Source organism: Nostocoides japonicum T1-X7, assembly GCF_001046855.1.
Taxonomy (GTDB): Bacteria; Actinomycetota; Actinomycetes; order Actinomycetales; family Dermatophilaceae; genus Nostocoides; species Nostocoides japonicum.
Genome location: NZ_HF570958.1, coordinates 287,958 through 309,481, shown reverse-complemented (window position 1 = coordinate 309,481; position 21,524 = coordinate 287,958). Strand labels below are relative to the sequence as shown.

21 protein-coding genes are annotated in these 21,524 nt (G+C 69.8%); 5 read left to right on the top strand and 16 right to left on the bottom strand.

Translation table 11 applies throughout. The features are described from left to right. Window positions 1-396: helix-turn-helix domain-containing protein (locus BN12_RS01430; protein WP_048549721.1), on the top strand; the 396-nt coding region annotated here is incomplete at its 5' end. Between the two features lie 472 nt (window positions 397-868). Here the strand turns inward: BN12_RS01430 and BN12_RS01425 are convergent. The 15 genes from BN12_RS01425 to BN12_RS01355 all read right to left on the bottom strand — a co-directional run bounded on the left by BN12_RS01425 (window position 869) and on the right by BN12_RS01355 (window position 15,624). Then, entirely contained in the window at window positions 869-1,330 is a 462-nt protein-coding gene (locus BN12_RS01425) for a hypothetical protein (protein ID WP_157635290.1), read from the bottom strand. Between the two features lie 86 nt (window positions 1,331-1,416). Continuing rightward, window positions 1,417-2,538 carry a hypothetical protein gene (locus BN12_RS01420; protein ID WP_048549719.1) on the bottom strand — a complete coding sequence of 374 codons (1,122 nt, stop codon included), beginning with the start codon at window positions 2,536-2,538 and terminating at the stop codon, window positions 1,417-1,419. Then, window positions 2,538-4,190 carry a carbohydrate binding domain-containing protein gene (locus tag BN12_RS01415; protein ID WP_048549718.1) on the bottom strand — a complete coding sequence of 551 codons (1,653 nt, stop codon included), beginning with the start codon at window positions 4,188-4,190 and terminating at the stop codon, window positions 2,538-2,540. The genes BN12_RS01420 and BN12_RS01415 overlap by 1 nt, the downstream gene beginning before the upstream one ends. A gap of 6 nt (window positions 4,191-4,196) precedes the next feature. Further along, window positions 4,197-5,762, bottom strand: coding sequence for a phage tail tape measure protein (locus BN12_RS01410; RefSeq protein WP_048549717.1), 1,566 nt, complete (start codon window positions 5,760-5,762; stop codon window positions 4,197-4,199). Next, window positions 5,755-6,234, bottom strand: coding sequence for a hypothetical protein (locus BN12_RS01405; protein ID WP_157635289.1), 480 nt, complete (start codon window positions 6,232-6,234; stop codon window positions 5,755-5,757). Before BN12_RS01405 ends, BN12_RS01410 begins: the two co-directional genes overlap by 8 nt. A gap of 1 nt (window position 6,235) precedes the next feature. Further along, on the bottom strand, window positions 6,236-6,655 hold the full coding sequence (locus BN12_RS01400) for a hypothetical protein (protein ID WP_157635288.1): 420 nt from the start codon (window positions 6,653-6,655) through the stop codon (window positions 6,236-6,238). Window positions 6,656-6,665: 10 nt separating this feature from the next. Beyond that, a complete protein-coding gene (locus tag BN12_RS01395) occupies window positions 6,666-7,040 on the bottom strand; it encodes a hypothetical protein (RefSeq protein WP_048549714.1) in 375 nt (124 codons plus the stop codon). Then, window positions 7,040-7,357, bottom strand: coding sequence for a hypothetical protein (locus BN12_RS01390; RefSeq protein WP_048549713.1), 318 nt, complete (start codon window positions 7,355-7,357; stop codon window positions 7,040-7,042). Before BN12_RS01390 ends, BN12_RS01395 begins: the two co-directional genes overlap by 1 nt. Before the next feature lie 69 nt (window positions 7,358-7,426). Next, entirely contained in the window at window positions 7,427-9,163 is a 1,737-nt protein-coding gene (locus tag BN12_RS01385; protein ID WP_048549712.1) for a hypothetical protein, read from the bottom strand. Further along, entirely contained in the window at window positions 9,156-10,358 is a 1,203-nt protein-coding gene (locus BN12_RS01380; protein WP_048549711.1) for a phage portal protein, read from the bottom strand. Before BN12_RS01380 ends, BN12_RS01385 begins: the two co-directional genes overlap by 8 nt. 54 nt (window positions 10,359-10,412) lie before the next feature. Next, window positions 10,413-12,206: a hypothetical protein gene (locus tag BN12_RS01375; RefSeq protein ID WP_048549710.1), complete on the bottom strand. Its 1,794-nt coding sequence runs from the start codon at window positions 12,204-12,206 to the stop codon at window positions 10,413-10,415. 133 nt (window positions 12,207-12,339) lie between these two features. Beyond that, window positions 12,340-14,106, bottom strand: coding sequence for a hypothetical protein (locus BN12_RS01370; RefSeq protein WP_048549709.1), 1,767 nt, complete (start codon window positions 14,104-14,106; stop codon window positions 12,340-12,342). Next, complete coding sequence (locus BN12_RS01365) at window positions 14,103-14,552, bottom strand: NUMOD4 motif-containing HNH endonuclease (RefSeq protein WP_157635287.1); 450 nt, start codon at window positions 14,550-14,552, stop codon at window positions 14,103-14,105. The genes BN12_RS01370 and BN12_RS01365 overlap by 4 nt, the downstream gene beginning before the upstream one ends. Beyond that, on the bottom strand, window positions 14,549-14,794 hold the full coding sequence (locus BN12_RS01360; RefSeq protein ID WP_048549707.1) for a hypothetical protein: 246 nt from the start codon (window positions 14,792-14,794) through the stop codon (window positions 14,549-14,551). Before BN12_RS01360 ends, BN12_RS01365 begins: the two co-directional genes overlap by 4 nt. Further along, on the bottom strand, window positions 14,794-15,624 hold the full coding sequence (locus BN12_RS01355) for a helix-turn-helix domain-containing protein (RefSeq protein WP_048549706.1): 831 nt from the start codon (window positions 15,622-15,624) through the stop codon (window positions 14,794-14,796). Before BN12_RS01355 ends, BN12_RS01360 begins: the two co-directional genes overlap by 1 nt. Window positions 15,625-16,046: 422 nt before the next feature. Here BN12_RS01355 and BN12_RS01350 point away from each other — a divergent pair, with 422 nt between their 5' ends. From BN12_RS01350 to mgtA, 4 genes are all read left to right on the top strand, one after another. Further along, a complete protein-coding gene (locus BN12_RS01350; protein ID WP_048549705.1) occupies window positions 16,047-16,259 on the top strand; it encodes a hypothetical protein in 213 nt (70 codons plus the stop codon). Window positions 16,260-16,306: 47 nt separating this feature from the next. After that, complete coding sequence (locus BN12_RS01345) at window positions 16,307-16,561, top strand: hypothetical protein (RefSeq protein ID WP_157635286.1); 255 nt, start codon at window positions 16,307-16,309, stop codon at window positions 16,559-16,561. Next, window positions 16,558-17,673, top strand: a complete 1,116-nt coding sequence (locus BN12_RS01340) for a tyrosine-type recombinase/integrase (protein ID WP_048549703.1) — start codon at window positions 16,558-16,560, stop codon at window positions 17,671-17,673. Before BN12_RS01345 ends, BN12_RS01340 begins: the two co-directional genes overlap by 4 nt. Before the next feature lie 86 nt (window positions 17,674-17,759). Continuing rightward, complete coding sequence (mgtA, locus tag BN12_RS01335; RefSeq protein WP_048555870.1) at window positions 17,760-20,405, top strand: magnesium-translocating P-type ATPase; 2,646 nt, start codon at window positions 17,760-17,762, stop codon at window positions 20,403-20,405. 11 nt (window positions 20,406-20,416) lie between these two features. Here mgtA and BN12_RS01330 read toward each other — a convergent pair whose 3' ends face one another. Beyond that, complete coding sequence (locus tag BN12_RS01330) at window positions 20,417-21,313, bottom strand: hypothetical protein (protein WP_048549702.1); 897 nt, start codon at window positions 21,311-21,313, stop codon at window positions 20,417-20,419. Window positions 21,314-21,524 lie beyond the last annotated feature (211 nt).

The following is a 21,524-nucleotide window of genomic DNA, read 5'->3' as shown; positions in this document are numbered from 1 at the left end:
CTCGCCGACGTGGCGGCCGCCCGCGCGGAGGTCGACCGGGTCCTCGACCGGCCGGGGACCCAGCACGTCACGACCCTCGCGGAGTCGCGCACCGCGGTGCTCCTCGGAGAGATCACCGACCTCGTCGCCGAGCGCGACGAGCTGCGCGACCCCCGCCTCCAGGCGCTCGTCGACGACGACCTGGCACGCCACGGATCGCTCGTCGTGAGCCTCGAGGAGTACCTCGACCGGTTCGGCGACGTCCGCTCGTCCGCCGCCGCTCTCCACGTCCACCCGAACACGTTGCGCTACCGGATCCGCCGGGCCGAGCGGGTGCTCGGGATGCGGCTCGACGACCCCGAGGACCGGCTGCTCCTCCAGCTGCAGCTGCGACGGTGGCGACGCCACGGACCCTGACCCACCGCGCACCCCACGCCCGCACCCACTCGTGGCGGTCTGCCACCCGATCGGGGCCTGTGCACCACCCCAACCGGACACCTCTGGCGGTCTGCCACCCGATCGGGGCCTGTGCACCACTCGCCCCACCTCAGCCCCATCCGAGCGATATCGGGTGACCCGATGAAGCTGGTCCGCTCCAAGCATGCAGCCTTCCGGGGTGACCCGATAAAGCGTGCGCGCGGGCCGGGCTCACGTGGCTCGGGAGCGCACCAGGGGACGGACCGGGAGGTCGCGCCGGGCGGAGAGGTCGGGCCGAACGTCCTGCCCCGTCGGTGCGGGGTGCGATGCAATGGGATGAGCCAAACGGGGACCTCGTGAACTCATGCGACGTACACCCATTTAACGTCTTCGCAGGTCAGAGGTCTGTACACCCCCTTATAACCCCTGGTCAGGGGCCCGTCGGCACCCGTCGATCCGGCACCCGTTTGTGTCACGCCCGCGTCACGGCTGAGACGAGGTCGTCGATCGACCTCAGTGCCCTGCCGACATCCAGGACGTAGAACTCTTCCACCGTGGACGCCCACAAGGTCTGGCATGCACGGCGCATCAAGTCGACGTGCTCAGGCGTCGCTCCCAGCAGTTGGCATCGGCGAAAGATCGCGGTCAGGACACCGGTCTGATCATTGACAACCTCCCCGAACGCCTTCTGTTCCTCCGTCCAAGGCTGGCCCAGGGGCGTATCAGTCAGTTGGTGTGTCAACCTCGCCCGCTCCCGGTAGGCGACGAACCACTGGTCCACGAACGCGATGATCGAAGACTGCAGAGCGTCGCCCTGCTTCACTGCCCGGGCTTCACGCGCCAACTGCCTGTTTCCGTGGTTCGCCAGCCAACCTCCCACGAGGACTCCGAGGAATGGCCCGAACAGTGCCCACACCTGAGTGGCGGTCTTCATGCCCGGAGGTTATGGCACCGGGCCTCGCGGCTCAGGTCATGGGCTGTACGGCGGCCAGGATCATCCCCGGAGGCTAGGGCACGGCTCTAGGCGATGCTGGCGCTGCTGTCGGGGAGTCGGGTAGTGAGGGTCATGGCGCCGGTCTTCATGTCGAAGGTGACGGATGCCAGGACGGCGGCTTCGCCGGAGCCGAAGGGCAGGGTGATGAAGATGGTGTGGCCGGGTCGGAGCCAGTAGGCGGAGATGGCGGTGACTGATAGGGACCGGCCGCGGGAGACGGTGCGTCTGAGTAGGGACGTGGCGGCGGCGTCGGCGTTGGCTTGGGTGGTGGGGATGTCGCGGGTCTCGGAGTAGACCTTGAGGTTCCCGGTGACGGCGGCGTAGGCGCCGGAGGTGATGGACTTGACCGCGTTGATGGTGTGGTCGGTGCCGCCGGTGTCGGTCCACTTGTAGCGCAGGAAGACGCGGTTGGCGAAGTCGTCGCGGGTCAGGTCGGTGTCGGCGTCGGTGAGGGTGCCGGTGGGGCCGACCTGGATGGTGTGGGCGGCGACGGTGCCGATGCTGGGGCGGTCACCGATGAACCATGCGCGGGTGCCGTCGTCGTACACGTCGACGTTGATGCGGTCGGCGAGGTCCTCGATGAGGTTCCACTTGTCCTGGCCGTCCTCGGTCTGGTTGATGGTGCCGCCGACGGTGGTGACGCTGGTGGTGATGGTGGTGCCTGCGGGGACGCACTGGCCGATGACGTACTGGATGGCGGCGAGGGTGGTGGACTGGTTGACGGTGCCGCCGTTGCTGGCCGCGTTGTCCATCACGAACCGTTCGTCGCTGACGGCGTGCAGGGTCATGGTGTCGGCGGGACGGTTGACGGAGCGGCCGACGAGGCCCAGGTCGCACAGGTGCTGCACGTCTTGGGTGCGGTCGGGCCACTGGTACCCGGCGTAGATGACCAGCCGGACCGGTTGGCGGGGGTCGATCAGGGACAGGGTCTGCTGGTCGGCGGGCACCTTACAGGTGAGGGTGGCTTCCCAGCGGGGTGCGCGGGTCTCGTCGGCGGTGACGGTGCCGCCCTCGATGTCGATGGGGACGGGGGTGCCGTCGGGCAGGATGAGGACGCCGGTGACGAGGTGGGTCAGCGACTGTGACAGCAGGGCCGCGGAGCGGTCGTCGTAGGGGGCGGCGGGGTGGGCCGGGTCGAAGGGTGCCATCAGGGTCGGGCCACTTCGCTGTAGGTGACCACGGCGCCGAAGTAGCGGCCGTGCTCGGAGTCCGCCTCGGGGTTGATCTGCACGCTGTCGACGGTGAAGTACATGTCCAGGCCGGGGAACCCGGCCTGGCGGAGCATGGCGAGGTCGCCGTCGCCGAGGAACTCTCGGAACCCGCGGGCTGCCGCGTAGTCCTCCAGCAGGCACGTGAAGGTGCCGTTGCGGGTGGACAGTGGGCCGGGGTTGACGAGGGGGTCTGGGCGGCCGATGACCTGATGCTTGGTGCCGTTGGTTTGGGCGTTCTCGCTGTAGTCGGTGATCAGCGCTGGCCGGACCGCGGGGGCGGGCGCGACGAGGTTGCCTGAGGGAGTGGCCCGCAGCGGCAACTCGATCACGGGCCGGGTCGTGGTGGGGTCGAAGGTGCCTGCCGGGACGGTGGCGCTGGCGGTGCCGCCGCTGCCGTCGACGACGACGTACTGCACGTCTCCGTACAGGGCGGCCTCCCAGTCGGTGACCTGCATGACTCCCGCAGGGGTGTCCTGCCCGCCGAGGTCCTCACGGACCACGACCGAGGAGCCGTTGGCGTCGGTGCGGTAGATGGTGGTGCCTTGCCACCCGCCGACGTAGTCGACCGTCGCGGCGGACACCAGCGCGTAGGCCCGCTGGTTCAGGGTGTAGACGTACTGGATCATCTCCATCTTGATCGTCACGGACGCCGCGGGCGCGGTGAAGTCGACCGAGAGGCTGACCTGGTCGCCGTCGACGGACGCCTTCACGTAGGAGGTCGACGCGACCAGCGTCGCCCCGTTGTACACGGCCAGGCGGACCCGCGCGTCGTAGTAGGTGCCCAGCACGGCCCGGTACCGGTACACCGACCCGGACGCCAGACCGGACACGGTCCGCTTGATGGCGCGGAAGTCACCACTGGCCTGCCAGGCAATGTTCGTGGTGGCCGCGAAGTTCAGTCGCGCCTTCACGGTCGTGCACGTGGTGTTGCTGGTGTCGGTGGACCACCCGTCGGTCGTGGAGAAGAGGCTGGTGTAGGCGGAGGCCGGGACGTTGGGGGCACCGGTGACGTTGAGCCGCACCGAGGGCCCGCAGGGCGGCACGTACGTGTCGAAGTACTCCTGCGCGGTCGCGCCCTCCTCCAGCAGCACCGCGTCCACCCACACCGTGTCGGTGGAGTTCGCCGAGGAGGCTGCCGCGATCGGCGCGTACACGATCACCTTGGTGCAGTCGGGTGGGGTGGTGAACGTCACCGAGCGGCGCACCCAACCGGAGGTCACCGCCTGCACGGTGCTGGCAGCCCACGCGTCGGCCAGGAACGTCCACGCGGTGAAGTTGTCGTACATCTCCACCCCGAGCGAGTACGGCTGCGACAGGGCCGTGGTGACCTTGAAGTACGCCGACAGGGTGTACGTGGTGCCAGGCTGGACGGTGATGCCGTACACCGGGTCTGATGCCAGACGGGCCCGGCCCGTGCCGTTGGCGACCAGCCGCGCCGACGCGGACCCGCCGAACGCGTCGCTGGTCTGCCTCGTCACGGTGGCGGCCGTCGCCGCCCAACCCGTCAGGTCTGTCTCGAACGACGGGTTGAACGGCAGGTTGTACCGGGCCGCCGCGGCGGGCTGCACCGTGGCGCTCAGGTCGGTCATGTCGGGTCACTTCCTCGATCTTCCGTAGGACGCGGCCGAGTCCAGAGCGTGGCGGCTGTCAGCCGACAACTGCGCCTGGATCGACACGTGCAGGGGGTTGTTCCACAGCCACTGCTGGAACGCGGACCGGGCGGCGTACGCGGAGGAGTAGTCGGCCTGCGCCTTCACGCCGATCGTGAACGGATCGTCGGGCCGCACCCCGGACTGCATCCCGGAGCGGGCCGACGCCCCCATCTTCCGGTAGTTGGCGACGGCCTCGGCGCTCTTCTTCTTCGGCCCGTCGGCGAGGGCCTGAGCGATCGCGGGCCCGTCCTCCCCGGCGTCGGCGACCATCTGCGCGCCCGCCTCACCGAACCTCTGCCTGACGGTGTCCATGTTGTCGGCGAACTCCGTCTGAGCCTTCATCGCCTTGCGCTGCTCGGCGATGATGTCGTCGACCGTGACCTTGTGGTCCCGGTTCTTGTCGCTGGCCCGCTCTACCGCGGCCGAGTAGACGTCGGTGCTGTCGGCCAGGGCGGCGTACTCGTCGTTGAGGGCGGCGGCCGTCTTGTCCGTCGCGGACGTGATGTCGTTGTAGAGGGACTGGGCGTCCGTGAGGGCCTGCGTGGTGGACTGCACGTCCCCCTGCACTCCCTGGAGCGCGCGCAGTCGCTCCGCGAGCGCCTGTGTGTTCTGCCCGCCGACCTGGGACAGTTCGGCCCATCGGCCGTGCGCGGCGGACACCTGGTCCAGTGGCCCCAACTGGCCGTTGAGAGCGTCGATCTGGGACCGCAGAGCGGCCGTGAATCGGCCCGCAGCATCGGTATCCCCGGCCTGCGCCCGGTAGTAGTCCTGCCACGACAGGCCCAGGTCGGTGAGCCTCTTCTTGGTGTCCGCGAACGCCTTCGGGTCGGCCGTGATCGCCTGCGACACGGCGTCGGCCAGGTCGCTGCCGCGGATCTGCCCGCCTGCCTCCTGCATCAGGGCGACGATGGACGCGGTCTGCTCCTTGACCTTCTCCTTGGCCTCGGACCATTTCTGCGTGAAGGTCGCGATACCCACGGACAGGGCACCGCCGATGGCCAACCCGATGGGCCCGAACAGACCGCCCACGTTGGCGGCTATCTCCTGCGCGGCGTCCTGCAGGGAGGAGACGTCGGAGAACGAGGCGAACATCTCCCGGGCGGTGTCGCTGCTCTCCTCGTGAACCTCACCCATCTTGTCCTTGAAGTGGGACACGTCCTCGTCGACGGGAGCGCGGAACTTGGACTTGCTGGAGCGGGCGATGCTGTCGAACGCCGAGTCGACCTTCTGCGCGGTCTCCTTCGCGTCGCGGCCCAGGTCGTCGAGCCGGTCACCGGTCTTGCCGGTGTCCTGGGTCAGGTCGTGCAGGTCCCGCTGGGCGCTGTCAGCGGCGTCACCGAGTGACTTGAGGTCCCGCTCGGCCCGGTCCGCGTTGAGCCCGTCCAACTTGTCGGCGGTCTCCTGTGCCTCCTTGCCGAGCGTCTCAAGGTCCTTGGCTGGGCCGTCGAGGTCGAACTGGGAGGCGTCGGACAGGACGTTGATCTTCAGGTCGCGTCCGCGGTCAGCCACCGGGCACCCCCTCGTCGAGGACATCGGTGACGATGTCGGCGTACCGGTCGAGGACCCAGTCCATGTTGTTGCTGACCGTCTTGAACACGAACGGCCGCTGATGGGTGCCGAACTGGCGCGTGGAGCGGCGGAAGTAGCCCCGATGCCGGTCGGTGCGGTGCACCGTGGTGATGCGCTTCCCGCCACCGAACTCGGTGCCGAACACCACCTGGCGCGGGCCTGCGCCGCCCGACAGTCGCGGACTGGCACCGCCCACGACGATCTGCGGGTCCGCCGACGCGCGGGCCTTCACACCCGCGGACAGCACCCGCGCCCAGGGGCCCGCGGCGGCGCCCGCGACCTTGGCCGCGAGCGGCACCGCGACCTCGGTCTTCACCTCGGCCGCGAGGGCACGCCGGAGCGCGGAGGGGACACGACGCAACCCTCGGGCTGCCGCGCCACACTCCGCCGCGAACTCCTCCGGCGTGGCCACCTCAGGCGGAGACGCTCTTGACGGGCGCCCCGACGACGCCGAGGGTCACCGTGGATGTCTGCACCGTGTTGACATCGCCGCCGATGTCGCCGGGGACGATCGTCAGGGTCGCCGTGAAAACGGGCTTGCCGGTTGCGGCACCCTTCGGCTTGAACACCGCGACCTTCTGCTGACCGGCGTTCTCCAGCAGGTACTGGGCGAGGCTGTCCTCGGTCTCCCAGTCCTGCGCGTACGAGATGGCGCACGTCCACGTCGGGTTCGAGAGGTCGGTGAAACTGGCGTCGGGGGTGAGTCCCTGCCACTTCACGGTGTCGTAGGCAGGCGCGAACTTCACGGTCGACAGGTGCTTGGCGTAGTCGTCGGTGCCGATGGTCATGACCACGTCGCGCAGAACGAACGGGGCAACAGCAATCACACTCATGATGGGTTCCTTACTCGGGATCGGACTTGCTGACGGTGACGGCCGTCGTCACCTCGTAGGCGGGGTTCTTGTCCTCGTACGTGGCGCGCCGCGCTGAGGACCACGTGACGCCCGCGTCGGACAGCCGGTCGAGGGCGTACAGCACGTCCTCCAGCAGGGCGTCCAGTTCGTCGTCGGCGGGCCCGGGGCTGGTCTTCGCGGCGATGAGCAGCAACGCGAACGTGTAGGTGCCGAGCCCGGAGGCGACACCGGGCGTGACCTCGTCGAGCCGCAGCATCACCGTGGACCTGGCCGGGGAGTCGATGTTGCGGGCGTAGGGGATGACGTCGACGTCGTCGGGTAGGTGCTCGGTGAGCAGGTCGGCGACGGCGGCGCGGGCGGTCATCAGCCGAACCTCAGCGAGACCCGCTGCGGACGCAGCAGGGACTTCACAGTCGCCGTCAACGGCCGGGAGCGGATGGCGTGGTCGCCGATGCCGATCACGTCACCGTCACGCTGCCCCGCCGAGTACACCTCACGCGCCTGATACACGGTCGCGAGGACGTACCGGTCCGGCACTGTGGCGTCCACAGCGAGCGCGGGCGCGTACGCCGCGCACTGCTCCGTCGCGGCGTCGAGGAGCACGACGAGGATGTCGTCAGACAGGTTCTTCGCGTCGGCCCAGAACGTCTGCGCCTGCGTCGGGGTGGCCCAAGGCACCACGGCGTCCTCCTCTCAAGTGGTGGCCCGGCGCCGGGGGTCGGTGGGTTGCACCCCGGCGCCGGGAGTCGGTCAGGCGGTGGCGTCGTACGTGATCTTCCGGAGCCCGGTCACGTCGTAGACGATCCCGGCCCAGTACGCGAAGACCCCCATGTCCCACCCGGCGACGGTCTCGCTCAACTTGTCGAGCCGCGTCAGGCCGGAGTTCCACACGTGCACGGCACCCGGGTCCGCCACGATCGACTTCTGGTTCACGCCCGTCGCGCCGAGCCGAGCAGCCGGGATCATGTCGAAGCCGCCGATGTTGATCCGGGACCACTTCGACGCAGACTGGCCGGTCGCGTTGGTGGGCGCGAGGATCGGGTACATCTTGTCGGCGTTGTCGTCGCCCTTGGTCGCGGCGGCGAGCGCCTTGTACAGGTCGACGTGCCCGAAGACACGCTCGAACCGGTAGCCATCGTCGAGGAACTGGAGCCCCACGAGCCCCTGCTCGACGGCGGCACCCGCGACGGTGCCGTCGGCCCCGGCGGCGATGGTGCCGCCGAGTTCGGTGATCGACGCCGCGTTGATCAGCGCCGCCGTCTTCGTCTCCAGGGCGATCTTGAAGGACCGCTCGAACTCGTTCCAGATGAGCGCGCTGACGACGGGGTTGCCGCCCTGGTCGGCGACCTCCCGGGTGATGTGGACGCGGCCGGAGACCGGGGCCGGGGTGACGGTCGCGCCGACGGCGGTGACCAGGTCACGGGCCTCGGGGTTGACGTCCTCGGTGTGGTCGGCGACGCCGACGTCGGTCGCGTCGCGGTCCAACTTCGCCCAGAAGAACTGGGAAATGTTCGGGAGGCCGCCGATGTGGAAGCAGTCGTAGAGAGGGGAGACGGGCGTCGGCGCCTGCCCGAGGAACATGTCCGGGCGGTAGGCGGCCGGGTTCACCGCGGCCACGTCCGCGGACGTCGTCGGCTGGTCCGCGAACCGCGGGGAGAGCCGCTCGGCGGTGAACTTCGTCAGCCGGGCCAGCGCGACCGTGTCGCCCCGCAGCCCGGCCGCGGCGAGGTCCGTCGCGAAGTCGAACCCCGACGGGGCGGGGGTCGTCCCACCGAACCGGTAGATCGGCTCCTCCGTCACGGTGAACTGCGCCGTGCCCGGCCCGACCGGGATCTTGATCTTCTCCATGTCGGCGATGCGCTCGGCCATCGCCTGCACCTGCGCGGTGAGGGCGGCCACGTCGGTGGCGCTGAACGTCACCGGCTGGGCGCACTCGGTGACACCCTCGGCGTGCGTGACGCCGCACTTCTCGCACTTCATGCTGTTCTCCTTCTCTGGTGCGGCGCTCGCCGCGACACTGGTGATCTGCGCGCCCACGAACGCGGGCCTGGGGACCACGGCGGCCCCCGTGACAGTCGTGGCCTTCGCCCTCTGCACGCCGTCCCGATCGGGCTCCGCGAAGTCGCCCTCGACCTCCGCGGAGAACGCCTTCAGCACGCCGTCGTCGGCGAGCGCGAGGACCCGGTCCCCCTCAGGGGTGCGCGCGACCTTGAACGCGGCGTGCACACCGTCCGGCTGCGCGGACAGTTCCGTCGCCACACCGACCTGCATGTAGAGGGACGAGTTGTCGTGGCCGTAGTTGAGGATCACGTCGGCCGGGTCCGGCAGGGTGACGGTGCCCTCAGCGAACGAGAAGCGGCCCGGGCGCCCCGTCTTCGCGTCGAGCGTCGGCCGGGACACGGCGCCGAACGGCAGCAGCACCCCGCGCAGGGTGCGGGTCTCGGCGTCGGCGGCGAACGCCACCTCGAAGGTCAGGGTTCTACGCATTGGCGGGCTCCAAGGCAGGGGCAGGGGCAGGGGCGGTGATGGCAGGGGCGTCGGGCGGCAGGGTCGGGTCGAAGTAGGCCCGCGCCTCGGCCCCCCGGCTCATCAGACCCGACGCGATCGCCTGCGAGGCGACGGTGATCCGCGACGTGTCGTCAGCCTTGAGCAGGTCGCTCAAGTTGAACCGCGCCTCGAACCCCGGCGGCGTCACGTCGGGCATGCTGAGCCGATCCTCGACAGCGCGGAGATACCCCGCCAGGGTCCCGTTCACGAACGACCTGATCCGGTCCTGCGCGTTGAAGTACGTTCTGCTCGTGGTGGATACGCCGAGGTCCTCCGGGTCGACGCCTGCGAGCCGCGCAATCTCCAGGACCGCGTGCTGACGCGCCTCCGCCAACTGCAACTTCTCCGGGTCCCACCCAGCGACGTGGTACTCCACCGAGGACGGGATGTACGCCGTCGAGCGGGTCTTCCGCGCCTCAGCCCAGTCCTCGTTGAGGGCGTCGACCTCGTCGTCGTCGAGGTCGACGTCTGTCGGCGTGAAGTAGTCCACAGGCGGTGAGCCGTCGGCGTTGCGCAGCGCCGCGGCGTCGAGGGCGATGCATGCCCGGATGGCCCTCGCCCCCGCCACCAACAGCGGATCGTTCGGGCTGTCGAACCGGATCAGTTGAGCGTCGCTCCGCCACACCGTCTGCATGCCGGAGTTCCCCGCGGCGGTGCGGTACGTCGGCGAGTCCACCGGCACGTTCACGGTGCCCGGGTCGAGACGGCGCGCCTTGACAGGCATACCGTGCCACCCGAGGTACTGCACGAGCCACCACGACGTGCCCTCGAACAGCAGGTCCTCGAAGGTCCTCGTCATGCTGACCGTCCGCGGCGTGTCCTCTTCCGGCTGCTCGAACAGGGTCCACGGCTCGGGCCTGTTCCCCGGGCCGATGAGGTCGAGCGGGAGGCTGCCGAGCGTGCCCACGACGAGGTCACGCGCCCTCTTCACCGCCGGGACGGTCAGGGCGTCCCTGCGGGACACGCGTGACACGGCCTGATCCCATGGCCACGTCTGCGTGCCATACAGCACGCCGGAGTCGATGACGACGCCGGAGAACCGGACCCGGGCCCTGCGGTCTCGCTCCACCGCGGCGGCGGCGACGCTCAGGGCAGGGTCGGGTTCACCCGTCCGCAGCGTCCGCCAGAATCCCACGCGCGCATGGTGACTGACCGAATCCCGTTGTGTCGCGGGTTAAACGGGTGCACGTTACGCGGACGACAGGACCTTGATCCGCGTCGACCCCGCCCGGACCCGCGCCCGGGCCGCCGCCCACACCGCAGCCTTGATCGCATCCGCGCGTCCCTGCGACGCCATCCGCGGCCCGTCCGCCCCCGGCAACGTGCGCACCGCGAGCACCTGCCCCGACAAGTGCTCACCGCCGTCGTGGCGCACCGCGTCCGCCGCGAGCAGCCTGCCCAGGTCCTGCACCGCCGCCGCCACGCGTCCCTCACCGGCCTTCTTCCTGACCTTCGCCAGGGCCGGGTCCGTCATGAGCGACTTCCCGACGATCGCCGTCCCCTTGAACCCCGACTCCCGCAGCGCCTCCACCGCCGACGCCAGGTCCGGGTGATCCGACACCGACACCACCACCTGCTCGGCGACACGCCACGCCAACGCCAGGGACACACCATCGGCGAACCACGACTCCACCGCAGCCGCGGCTGGTGCCCCGTCCGGGACGTCGTCGACGAGCAGCGCCCACGCGGCCTCGTCGACGACCGCCTCACCCCGCTGCGTCTTCCGCTGCCGCAACGGCCACATGTTGAGGTACTGGCTCGTGAACCCCGCTATCGGGTCCGGGTCGTCGAGTTCCGGGTCCGCCTCACCCGCCAGCGCCCGCGCGTACGCCTTCCTGATCATCCGCTCCCGGTCCGCGGACCAGTGAGGAGACGCCGCCCTCCACACGGGCGGGTCGCCCACGTCAGCGCCCGGCGGGGCACCCCACAGGATGATGAGCGTTTCCCCGTCGTCCGTCGCGAGCGCCGCGGCGATCCGGCCCGGCATCAGAGACGTCGCCTTCCGGTGGGCCGTCGACGTCATATGCAGTTGCGCCCACAGCCGCTCCAGCAGCGACGGCTCCAGCCCCTCCGACACCGCGTCCGGCGACACGTCCCACGACTCGTCCACGATGCCGTACGTCGTGTCCCACCCGTAGACGGCGCTCTGCGCCCGCACCAGCCACGTGTCACCGTCCGGGGTCTCCATCGCCTCCTTCCCGTTGCCGCGCACCACCGTCCACTCCTGCGCCTCACCCCACCGCCACGCGTCCTTCTGCACCTTCCGGCACACCGCCAGATCGGACCCCGTGTGCACCACCTCCTGGCGCTCCCCGAACCGCTCCGCGTGCGCCATCCGCCACAGCGCCATCCCCCGGATGCGGACGCTCTTCCCCGACCGTCGAGGGGCCGACTCCAGCACCGTGCGCCAGCACAGCGACCCGTCCGCGGCATGCTCCAGTTGCCGGACGATCGCCAGACGCTGCCACCACCTCAGGCGGAGCCGCTGCGTCCGCTCGATCCACGCGACCGTCTCCGCGCCATACGAATCCACCGCGTCCGGGTGAGGCGGGCTCATCCACAGCGGCGGCGACGCGTCCTCCGGGACCTCAGCGAACTCCGCCAACCACGGCGTGGCGCGCATGACCTCCACCGACCACGACAGGCCCTCACGGACCGCAACAGGCGCCCGCTGGGCCGGGGAGAGAGACGACGGAAACGGCGCGGGGTTTCCCGGGGCTGCGGTGGGAAGAATCGCGAGTTCGCGTTTCTGTTTCGCGACGGCTGCGCCGGTCCGGTCGGAGCATGCGCGGTGCTCGACTTGCCAGTTGGTCGGCTCCCAGGTCAGGTCGGGTCGGAGCACGCGGGGGATCTTGTGCCCGATGACCCATGCGTCGGTGGGGTGCACGGTCTTGCCGCACTGGCCGCACGGGGCCGGGAGTGTGGCGGCGACGGCGGCGCGGGCGGCCATGAGTCGGCGCCCAGTCCACTTGGTGCTGGGCATGGTGTCCTCCTCTCACGCGGACGGTACGTCGCCGGTCGGTCTTGCGTCTGGCCGCGGACGGTTCGGACGGATGGGCCGGGTTCCTGGGGTTGCGGGGACCCGGCACGCGATCCGTCCTCGACGTTTCCGCTGGTCAGCGGGCTGCGGGCTCCTGAGCATCTGTCCGGGCGGGACGGGTGCCGGACGCTTGCCGGACGGGTCCGGCAATGTGGTCGCGGATGTCTTGAGCGACGTAGGCGCGGACCCGCTTCCCGTCGAGGGTGACCATGCGGCTGCTCCAGCCGTAGCCCTTGAGGGCCTGGGCGAGGGCCTTCGTGGACGAGGGACGGACCTCCTCGGGCAGCAGCGACAGGAGGACGGCGGGCGCGAGGGCCTCGGCGGGGTCCGCCTCCACGATGAGCCGTGCGGCGCACACGAGGCGGGGCATGCGCACGTTGCCGGTGGCCGTGCACACGGTGTAGCCGTCGTGGCCGTGCACGGGCACGTACTCCGGCGCACGGTCAGGTGCACGGTCCGGCTCGGGCTGAGGGTGCGTGCGTGCATGCTGCGTGCATGCACGGTGAGCGAGTGCGGGCCACTGGCTCTTCTGCAGCCAGTCCACGCGCACGGCCCGGTCCTCACCGCCCGTGTTGACGATCGCCTGACCGGGCACGGTGGGCAGGGCCGCGGTCGGCTGGTGGCCGAGGATGACCGCGGCGTCCGACCCAGACCCGACACGCATGCATACGCGCACCGCGGACTGTGCGCGGATGACCGACGGAATCTCCGCGACCGTGGCCTGATGCACCGCCGCGACGACGAGGATGTTCGCCGCGCGGCACTGCATCGCGATGACCTTGACGAGCCGGTCGAACTCGTCGCGGCCCGCCTTCGACAGGTTGTGCCGGTGTGACAGGTACTCCTCCAGGAGGAGCAGTCCACCCGGGTGGTCGCGGCCTCCGGCGGTGAGCCGGGCCCGGACCTCGGCTTGCACGGTGCGGAGCAGGTCGAGCAGGTCGGCCTCGTAGGTGTCGTCTGATGCCATCACGTACCCGGCGCAGCGGGCCCGGAGCGGGCCCCAGTCGTCCGTGGCGCCCTTGCCGTCGGTGACCCACAGGAGCGCGTCGGGGTCGTAGGCGTAGGTGGCGGCGATGGCCCACAGCAGCGACGTCTTGCCCGAGGCGGGGTTGCCTGCGATGAGGGCCAGGCCGACGTCGTAGGTGGGTAGGGTCACGTCGCGGCCGGTGGTGTCGCGGCCGATGGGGATGCCACGACGCCAGTCGGCGGTGAGGTCGTGGTCGGGCGGCAGGTCGTGGAGCGCGGTCACGATGTGCGGGTCGCGCGCGTCGAGGACGAGCGGCTTCATCACGGCGATCCTCACGACGTCGGCGGGGTCGGTGGGGGCCTGCGTGATCGAGACGTGCGCGAGGGGCCGCCGCAGGGCTGCCGCGAGCGCCTCACGCTGCGCCACGACCCGGCTGTAGGTGACCCCGGCGGGGAGCCGCACGGCGACCGCGGTGCCGCGCCCGTCGACGTGACGAGGAGCCCCGACACGGGACAGCATCACGCCGTCGCCCTTGACGAGCCCCGCGGCCCGGAACGCGCCGAGGAGGACCGCCTCGGACCACCAGTCGCCCGTGTCCGGCTTCCGCTTCGGCAGGGCGAGGCGGCCCAGGCCCGGGACGCACCCGACGACGACGAGGATGATCCACGGCCCGAGCCACAGCATGGGGCGCGTCGCCGCGATGGCGACGTAGACGATGACGGCGACGAACCCGAGCGGCGCCTGGTGCTTGAGCAGCCACAGGAGGCCACGGGCTGGGGCCGACACGCACGCGCCGAGGTAGTCGTGCCGCGCGGCGTTGTACGCGACGCCAGCGAACGGGAGGGCGAGGGTTACGAGGCAGAAAACCTTGGTCATGATGCGACCCTTTCGGTGGTGGTGGTGCGGGCCCGGCGGGCACGCATGTACAGGCGCCTACAGGTGCGGCAGTACCGGCGCGGCTCGACCGGGTGCCCGTGAGGGCAGTGGGTGCGGCGGGCGACCTTGTCGTCGAGGTTGCCGTCGTGCGAGTCCCACCTCAGGTTCGCCACGACGTTGTTGAGCGGGTCGTCGTCGGCGTGACACGCCTCCAGCCCCTCAGGACACGGCCCGTGGAACGCGGCCAGGACCGCCTGGTGCACGAACACCCGGGTGCGGACCCCCTCGGCGTACAAGCCGACGACGAGGTACCCCTTGGAGTTGGTGTACGGCCTCAGCACGCGCCTCGTGTGCGCCGACCACACCTCGCCGTCGGCGGACGCCCAGTAGATGCGCTGGGTGCCGGGGATCGGCCGCCAGATGGACGTGTACGGCGGGCGGATCATGCCCGCCACCCCTTCCGGTTCTTGCGCGTGCCGATCGGGCCGCCGTGCAAGTGGCGACCGACCACGCACGGCTCGTCGGCGACATCGTCGAACGGGCGACGACAAGACGCGCAGTACACGTCCTCGACGGACACGGTCTGCCGCTCCGGCAGGTGAAGACGGCCACGGATCAGACCCAGCCGGGCCTGACGCTCCGACACCGGGACCGTCACCGCCGCCCGCCACTGGTGCTCGCCCGTCATCACCACGCCTCCAGGTCGGCGAGGTGCCGCCGGGCGTGCTTCGTGGCTGCCTCCAGGAACCACGTCTTGTTGGGCTGCGGCTCCTTACCGCCCCATTCCCTGAACGCGTCGCTGAGAGCGTCCTCGACGATTTCACGGGCGGTGTCCTCGGACACGCCTGCCTGCATGCGGTCGGAGATGACGTCTCGGAGCGGCCTGCAGGGGCTTCCCGCGGCGTTGGGCCGGTCGAACCACGACTGGACGTGGACGTAGACGCTGTGCGCCGCGGCGACGTCTTGGATGAGACGGGCTGCCCGCTTGTTCGCCTCGATGGCCTTGTCGTATGCCTCTACTGCTGATGTGCGCCGCGGCCCAGACGTGTCTGGGCCCGGCGAGCGAAGCGAGCCGGAACAGCCAGCCAGTGATGGTTCTGGTTCAAGATCCTTCTTGTTCATAGATGGCTCTCGTTCTTGCTGCCGTGTTTCTGCGGCCTTATGGGCTGCGAGCATCTGCCGGTCGTGCAGGTGGATGAGGTCCACGGCGCGCGTACCGTTCTTGCGGTACTGGCGGGCGCGGGTGATGACGCCCGCGCCTTCGAGTTCCTTCATGAGCCGCTGGACGACGTCGACGCTCTTGCCCATCTGGGCCGCGATCCGCTTCTGTGAGGGGTACACGTCGTGCTGCTGGCCGCTGCTGATCTGCCCGATCTTGGCGTAGGACACGAGGATGGCGTAGAGGCAGCGGGCTGCCGGGCTGAGGCGGGGGTCGAGCATGACGAGGTTCACGACCTGCGAGTAGTCGAGGGCGTCGGGGTCGTGCTGCGTAACGTGGACCGCGACGCTGTCGGTCACGGTGTCTATGCTGGCGTCGGCTTCCGTGGCGGAAGACCGACGCCCCGGTCCCTGATCTGTCAGGGCCGGGGTGTCGCCCTTCCGGGGTTTGGTCATCGGGCGATCACCCAGCCGACGACGACGGCAGCGAGGGTGAGTGGGTAGAGCGCGAGGAAGTACCTCGCGGTGCTCTTGACGATCTTCAAGGCGGCCCTCCGTGGCGGTTCGGGGGTCGCCGGGCGACGGCCCCCGTAGGGGTGGCCGCCCCCCTGTGATGTGGGGGACGACCTACAAGGTCTGTGGTGGGACCCCGAGACCGTCGCTCTCGATCTGGCTGCAAGTGTACGTGGTGTCGGCGACATTCGGTAGACTTGGCGTTATCGAATCCCGTTGTGTCACAAGTGGATACGTTAAACGGGTGTACATTCCGCGAGAGGATCAGGATGAAGAGGTACGCGCTCAGCGACAAGCAGGCCGCCGCCGTCACCGCCGCCATAGAGGCCGCCGTCGCCGCCCAGGCCATGACCGCGCACCGTGACGCGCTGATGCGTGAGGCCGTGGTCGACTACGGCGTCTCGGCCATGCGTCTCTGCGACGAGATGGCGATGCCGGGCCTGTCACGCGACACGGTCGCGCGGATCGCGCGCCGGTCGTGAGCATGTCCGGCATGTCTTCTGGCATCACCTCTGGCATACTGTCTGGCATGACAGAGACACAGAGTGACAAGGTCCGCGAGAACCGACTGCGCCGGATGGCGGCCCGCCGCGGGTACATCCTCGTGAAGACGCGACGCCGCGACCCGCTCGCCCTCGACTACGGCCTGTACGTGCTCGTCGACGACAGCCGCGGCAACCGCGTCGGACGCCGTGGAGGGCAGGCCGCCATCAGCGCCTTCGCGAACGGTGAGGGCATGACCCTCGACGAGGTCGAGGCGACCTTGGATGGGATCAGCGAGTGAGCGGCGGCCTGCCCCCTGGGCTCGACCGGCTGCCCTCGGGGCGCATCCGGGCCCGGTACCGCGACGAGGACGGCAAGCAGCACTCCAAGACCTTCACGGGGTCGCGGGCCGCGCAGGCGTGGCTACGGGCCCAGCGGACGGCCGTCGACGAGGGCACGCACACGGCGCCCGGGGACAAGACGACGGTCAGCACTTACGCGAAGCGGTGGACCGACTCCCGCGTGTACCGCGAGTCCTCTCAGAATCAGCGCGCCACGTGTCTGCGGCACCTGACCGACTCGGGACTCGGCGCAAGGCGGATGCGCGCCGTGAAGCCCACCGACATTCAAGCGTTTGTGGCGGACCGATCGAAGGTCATCGGGCCGCAGTCCATGTCCAGCCTCTACACGTTCGTGAAGGCGATCTTCGCCGGGGCCGTGGAGGACCGCGTCATCGGGCGTTCGCCGTGCACGTCGAAGATCACGCTGCCAAAGATCGAGAGGGCCAAGGTCGTGCCTCTCACTGTCGAGCAGGTGCAGACCCTCACGGCCGCCATGCCTGAGCGCTACCGCGTCGGTGTGACACTCCAGGCCGCCCTCGGGTTGCGGATCAGCGAACTCCTCGGGCTCCGCGTCTCAGACGTCGACTTCCTGCGCCGAATCGTCCACGTGCAGCAGCAGTTGGGGCGGGGCGGGCACGGGTTCGGGCCGCTCAAGACGCCGTCGTCGGATCGGTTCATCCCCCTCGCCAAGGACGTCGTGCCGCTGCTGTCGGCCCACGTCGCGGCATACCCGCCGGGCGAGGACGGCACGATCATCACGACAGGCGCGGGGAAACCTCCCCGTCAGGACAAGTACTCGGCCTCGTTCAAGGTAGCGGTGGAGAAGGCGGAGAACGTCCCGGAGGGGACAACGCCTCACGACCTACGCCACCACTTCGCCAGTGTGTTGCTGTCGAAGGGGGTACCAGTCAACGTCGTGGCCGACTATCTGGGGCACTCCAACGCATCTCTGGTCCTCACAACGTACGGTCACTTGATGCCTGACAGCGAGGACGTCGTGCGGGGCGTGCTCGACAGTCTGTGGTCGCGCGGCAAGGCCCGCAAGGCATCCCGGAAGGCTTCCGGCGCCTAACGTGTCACCTGTGTGTCACGCGGGGTGCCTACAAGCCTCTGACCTGCACGGAAGCCATCGAATGAGTAGATGCAATGGATCTCACCATGGATGACCGGACACTCGCGGAGTCTCCCCCGGGCACCGCGCTCGAGCTGCGGAGCGCGGCGGCCCTCGAGAGTCGCTCGGTGCTGGCCCTGCTCGAGTCGCGTCCCGAGGGTCTCTCGTCCTCGGAGGCCGACGACCGGCGTGCCGCCGTGGGGCGCAACGTCCTGCACGCGCACCGGGCGCACCCCGGCCGGGTCCTCGGGCGCCAGCTCAAGAGCCCGATCCTCGTGCTCCTCTTCGTCACGGCGGGAGTCTCCGTGTTCCTCGGAGAGGCCGCGAACGCCGCCATCATCGGGATCATCCTCGTCGCCAGCATCGGCCTGGGCTTCGTGAACGAGTACCGCGCGGAGCGTGCGGCCGATGCCCTCCACGACCAGATCAGGCACGAGGTCGTCGTCCTGCGTGCCGGTGTGCCGACCGACGTCGACGTGACCGAGCTGGTTCCGGGAGACGTCGTGCGGCTGAGGATGGGGGCCGTCGTTCCCGCCGACCTGCGGCTCCTGGGGGCCCATGATCTCTCGTGCGACGAGGGGATCGTCACCGGCGAGTCGGTCCCGGTGACCAAGTCGCCGGAATCGGTCGGATCGGCCCAGGGGATCGGCGATCTGACGTCGTGCGTGCTCATGGGTACCGTCGTCCAGTCCGGCTCGGCCACTGGGGTCGTCGTCGCCACCGGCCCCCGGACCGAGTTCGGCCGCATCGCCGGAGGGCTGGCCACCCAACAGCCGCAGACGGAGTTCCAGCGCGGACTCGGCCGGTTCTCGGTGCTCCTCCTCGAGGTGGCGGTCGTCCTCACGACGGTCGTCTTCGTCGCGAACCTGCTGCTGCACCGACCACTTCTCGACTCGCTGCTCTTCTCGCTCGCCATCGCCGTGGGAATCACTCCTCAGCTGCTTCCGGCAGTGGTCAGCGCAAGTCTGGCTGCCGGATCGCGAGCCCTCGCGCGACACCACGTCCTCGTGAAGCGGCTCGTATGCATCGAGGACCTCGGGGACATGGACATCCTCGTCACGGACAAGACCGGGACCCTGACGGAGGGCCGGATCAGCTTCACCAAGGCGCTGCCGGTGGACGCAAGCACCTCGCCCGACTCCGTGTTCCTCCTCGGCCTCCTCGCGACCGAGGCCGACGACACGAGGCCCACCGATCACGCGGTGGGCCTCAACCCCCTTGACGCGGCGCTGTGGTCGTCGACCCGGCCGGCCAGCGCCGAGGTGGCGCGGTACCGGCGCATCGACATCGTGCCGTTCGACCACGAGCGCCGGATGACGACCGCCCTCGTCGAGACACCCACCCACGAGCGGCTCGTCGTCACGAAGGGATCGCCGGAGGACGTGCTGCGTGCGTGCTCCACGGTCCCGCCCGTGGCATACGGCATCCTCCAGGGCGAGTATGCGACGGGCGCCCGCGTCATCGCCGTCGCCGTGCGGAGTGCTCCCGGTCTGCAACGGGTCTCGCCCGCCGACGAGACGGGCCTCTCACTCCTGGGCTTCCTCGAGTTCCTCGATCGACCCAAGGCCGACGCCCGCGCCTCGTTGGAGAGCCTCGCGCACCTCGGGGTGACCGTGAAGATCGCGACGGGTGACAACGCGCTCGTGGCCCAGAAGGTCCTCGACGACCTCGGACTGCCGTCCGGAGGAACCCTGACCGGCACCGACGTCGAGGATCTCGACGACGACGCACTCCGGGCGGCCGTCGCGACGGCGACCGTCTTCGCGCGGGTCTCCCCCGAGCAGAAGGCCCGGATCATCCGGCTGCTGCGCCACGCGGGACGGTCGGTGGGCTTCCTCGGCGACGGCGTCAACGACGCTCTGGCCCTGCACCAGGCCGACATCGGCATCTCCGTCGAGTCGGCCGCGGACGTCGCCAAGGACGCGGCCGACCTGCTGCTCCTCGACAAGGATCTCGGGATGCTCGCCGACGGCGTGACGGAGGGGCGGCGCATCTTCGCGAACACGATCAAGTACGTCCTGATGGGCACGTCGAGCAACTTCGGGAACATGGTCAGCGCGTCCCTGGCTTCTCTCGTGCTGCCCTTCCTGCCGATGCTCCCGGGACAGATCCTGCTCAACAACCTCCTCTACGACACGGGCCAGCTCGCGATCCCCGGCGACCGGGTCGACCGCGAGCAGCTCATGGCACCGACACACTGGGACATCGGCTCCATCCGCCGGTTCATGCTGGTGTTCGGCCCGATCAGCTCGCTGTTCGACATCGCCACCTTCGCCCTCATGCTCCTCGGCTTCCGGGCCTCGCAGAGCGAGTTCCAGTCCGGCTGGTTCATCGAGTCCATCGCGACGCAGACCCTCATCATCTTCGCGATCCGCACGCGCCGGATCCCGTTCTTCCGCAGCCGTCCCTCGCTCGGACTGGTCCTCGCGTCCCTGGGGGTCGTCACCGTGGGAGTGTGGCTGCCCTACTCCCCCGTCTCCGGTCTCCTGGGCTTCCGGGCTCTTCCGGCGCCGTTCTTCCTCGCGCTCGTCGCCATGGTCCTCGCCTACCTCGTATGCGTCGAGCTCGCCAAGGAGCGGCTCTTCGGGAGATCCGCCCGGCGGGCCGGGGCCGCCCACGCCCATCCACGCGCGAGGGGCTATCGCCATCGCGTCCATCGGCGCTCGTCCATCTTCGTCGAACGGTCGCCGTAGGAACGGGTAGGTCAGGACGGGCGGAGCGCGGCAGTCGACCCGGTGGGGCGGACGTCGTCGCGGGGACAGGTCCGCGCCAAGGAGTCCAGTGCCTCGTGGACGGTGCCGAACAACGGCACCGAGCCGCGGTGGTGGCCTACCGCCAGACTGTCGACCGCGACGATGACAGGTGGCCGGCGATGGTGCTGCCTCGGGTTCCCCGACATCACCGGGGCCGAACCGAGCGCCCGGGAAGCACAGCGGTCGAGGACGACGGCGTCCACACCAGGGTCGTCGGCGAGCGTCTCCACGACGTCACGAACCCGACCCTCGGTGGTGCGCGGTGGCAGGGCGAGGACGGCTCCACGCGTCGTGCTCCCGGGACTGAGGAAGTGGATCCGCATCTCGGTGTGCTGGGTGAGATCCGGGCCGAGCATGCTGAGCTGTGCGAGCTCCTCGTCCGTCTCCGTCCCGAGAGTCGGAGGCTCCGTCGTCAGCACGGCGACCTTGCGTCCGGGCGGGAGGCCCTGGAGGACGAGCAGCATCGCCGCGTCCGCCATCTCCTCCAGCGAGGTGACGCGGATGGGTCCGGCGGGTGGCGGGACGCCGACGGCCTGCCGGTCATCGCCGCCCAGCAGGACGACGGGCTTGACCGCTCTGTGAACCTCCGCGAGGCGCACCGCGAGATCGCGAGAGACCGGTTCGCCGACGATGACGAGGACGACGCGGACGCGGCGATCCCGGGACATCCGCGCGAGGGCGTCGAGCAGGCCGGTGTCCGACGCGTCACCGACGTCCACGACCGCGGAGAGCTCGAGCTCGCGTGACCGGAGCAGTCTCCCGATCCGGGTCGCGTCCTCCGAGACATCCGAGACGACCCCGACGGCCCCTGCCGATCGAGTCCCCTCATCCGCCTCCACCGTCGACATGCGACCCAGCCTCTCCTCGGATCCGTCGACGACGCCAGGGCCCAAGGTCCTGGCAGGTATGCCGGGACCTAGTTCCCTGGTCCGTGGCGCCGCCTCGCGGCGAGGCTCGAGTCATGGCCCACTCGATCCGCTCGTCGTCCGCAGCAGGACCGACGGCCCTCAGCAGCTGTTCATCGGCAGCCCATCATCCATACGACAGAACGCAATACGG

Coding starts and splice junctions, on each gene's coding strand:
- BN12_RS01370 (WP_048549709.1), bottom strand. CDS start 14,106: ATGACCAAGGTTTTCTGCCTCGTAACCCTCGCCCTCCCGTTCGCTGGC.
- BN12_RS01360 (WP_048549707.1), bottom strand. CDS start 14,794: ATGACGGGCGAGCACCAGTGGCGGGCGGCGGTGACGGTCCCGGTGTCG.
- BN12_RS01420 (WP_048549719.1), bottom strand. CDS start 2,538: ATGGCACCCTTCGACCCGGCCCACCCCGCCGCCCCCTACGACGACCGC.
- BN12_RS01375 (WP_048549710.1), bottom strand. CDS start 12,206: ATGCCCAGCACCAAGTGGACTGGGCGCCGACTCATGGCCGCCCGCGCC.
- BN12_RS01365 (WP_157635287.1), bottom strand. CDS start 14,552: ATGATCCGCCCGCCGTACACGTCCATCTGGCGGCCGATCCCCGGCACC.
- BN12_RS01400 (WP_157635288.1), bottom strand. CDS start 6,655: ATGAGTGTGATTGCTGTTGCCCCGTTCGTTCTGCGCGACGTGGTCATG.
- BN12_RS01425 (WP_157635290.1), bottom strand. CDS start 1,330: ATGAAGACCGCCACTCAGGTGTGGGCACTGTTCGGGCCATTCCTCGGA.
- BN12_RS01395 (WP_048549714.1), bottom strand. CDS start 7,040: ATGACCGCCCGCGCCGCCGTCGCCGACCTGCTCACCGAGCACCTACCC.
- mgtA (WP_048555870.1), top strand. CDS start 17,760: ATGGATGACCGGACACTCGCGGAGTCTCCCCCGGGCACCGCGCTCGAG.
- BN12_RS01345 (WP_157635286.1), top strand. CDS start 16,307: ATGACAGAGACACAGAGTGACAAGGTCCGCGAGAACCGACTGCGCCGG.
- BN12_RS01330 (WP_048549702.1), bottom strand. CDS start 21,313: ATGTCGACGGTGGAGGCGGATGAGGGGACTCGATCGGCAGGGGCCGTC.
- BN12_RS01385 (WP_048549712.1), bottom strand. CDS start 9,163: ATGCGTAGAACCCTGACCTTCGAGGTGGCGTTCGCCGCCGACGCCGAG.
- BN12_RS01415 (WP_048549718.1), bottom strand. CDS start 4,190: ATGACCGACCTGAGCGCCACGGTGCAGCCCGCCGCGGCGGCCCGGTAC.
- BN12_RS01350 (WP_048549705.1), top strand. CDS start 16,047: ATGAAGAGGTACGCGCTCAGCGACAAGCAGGCCGCCGCCGTCACCGCC.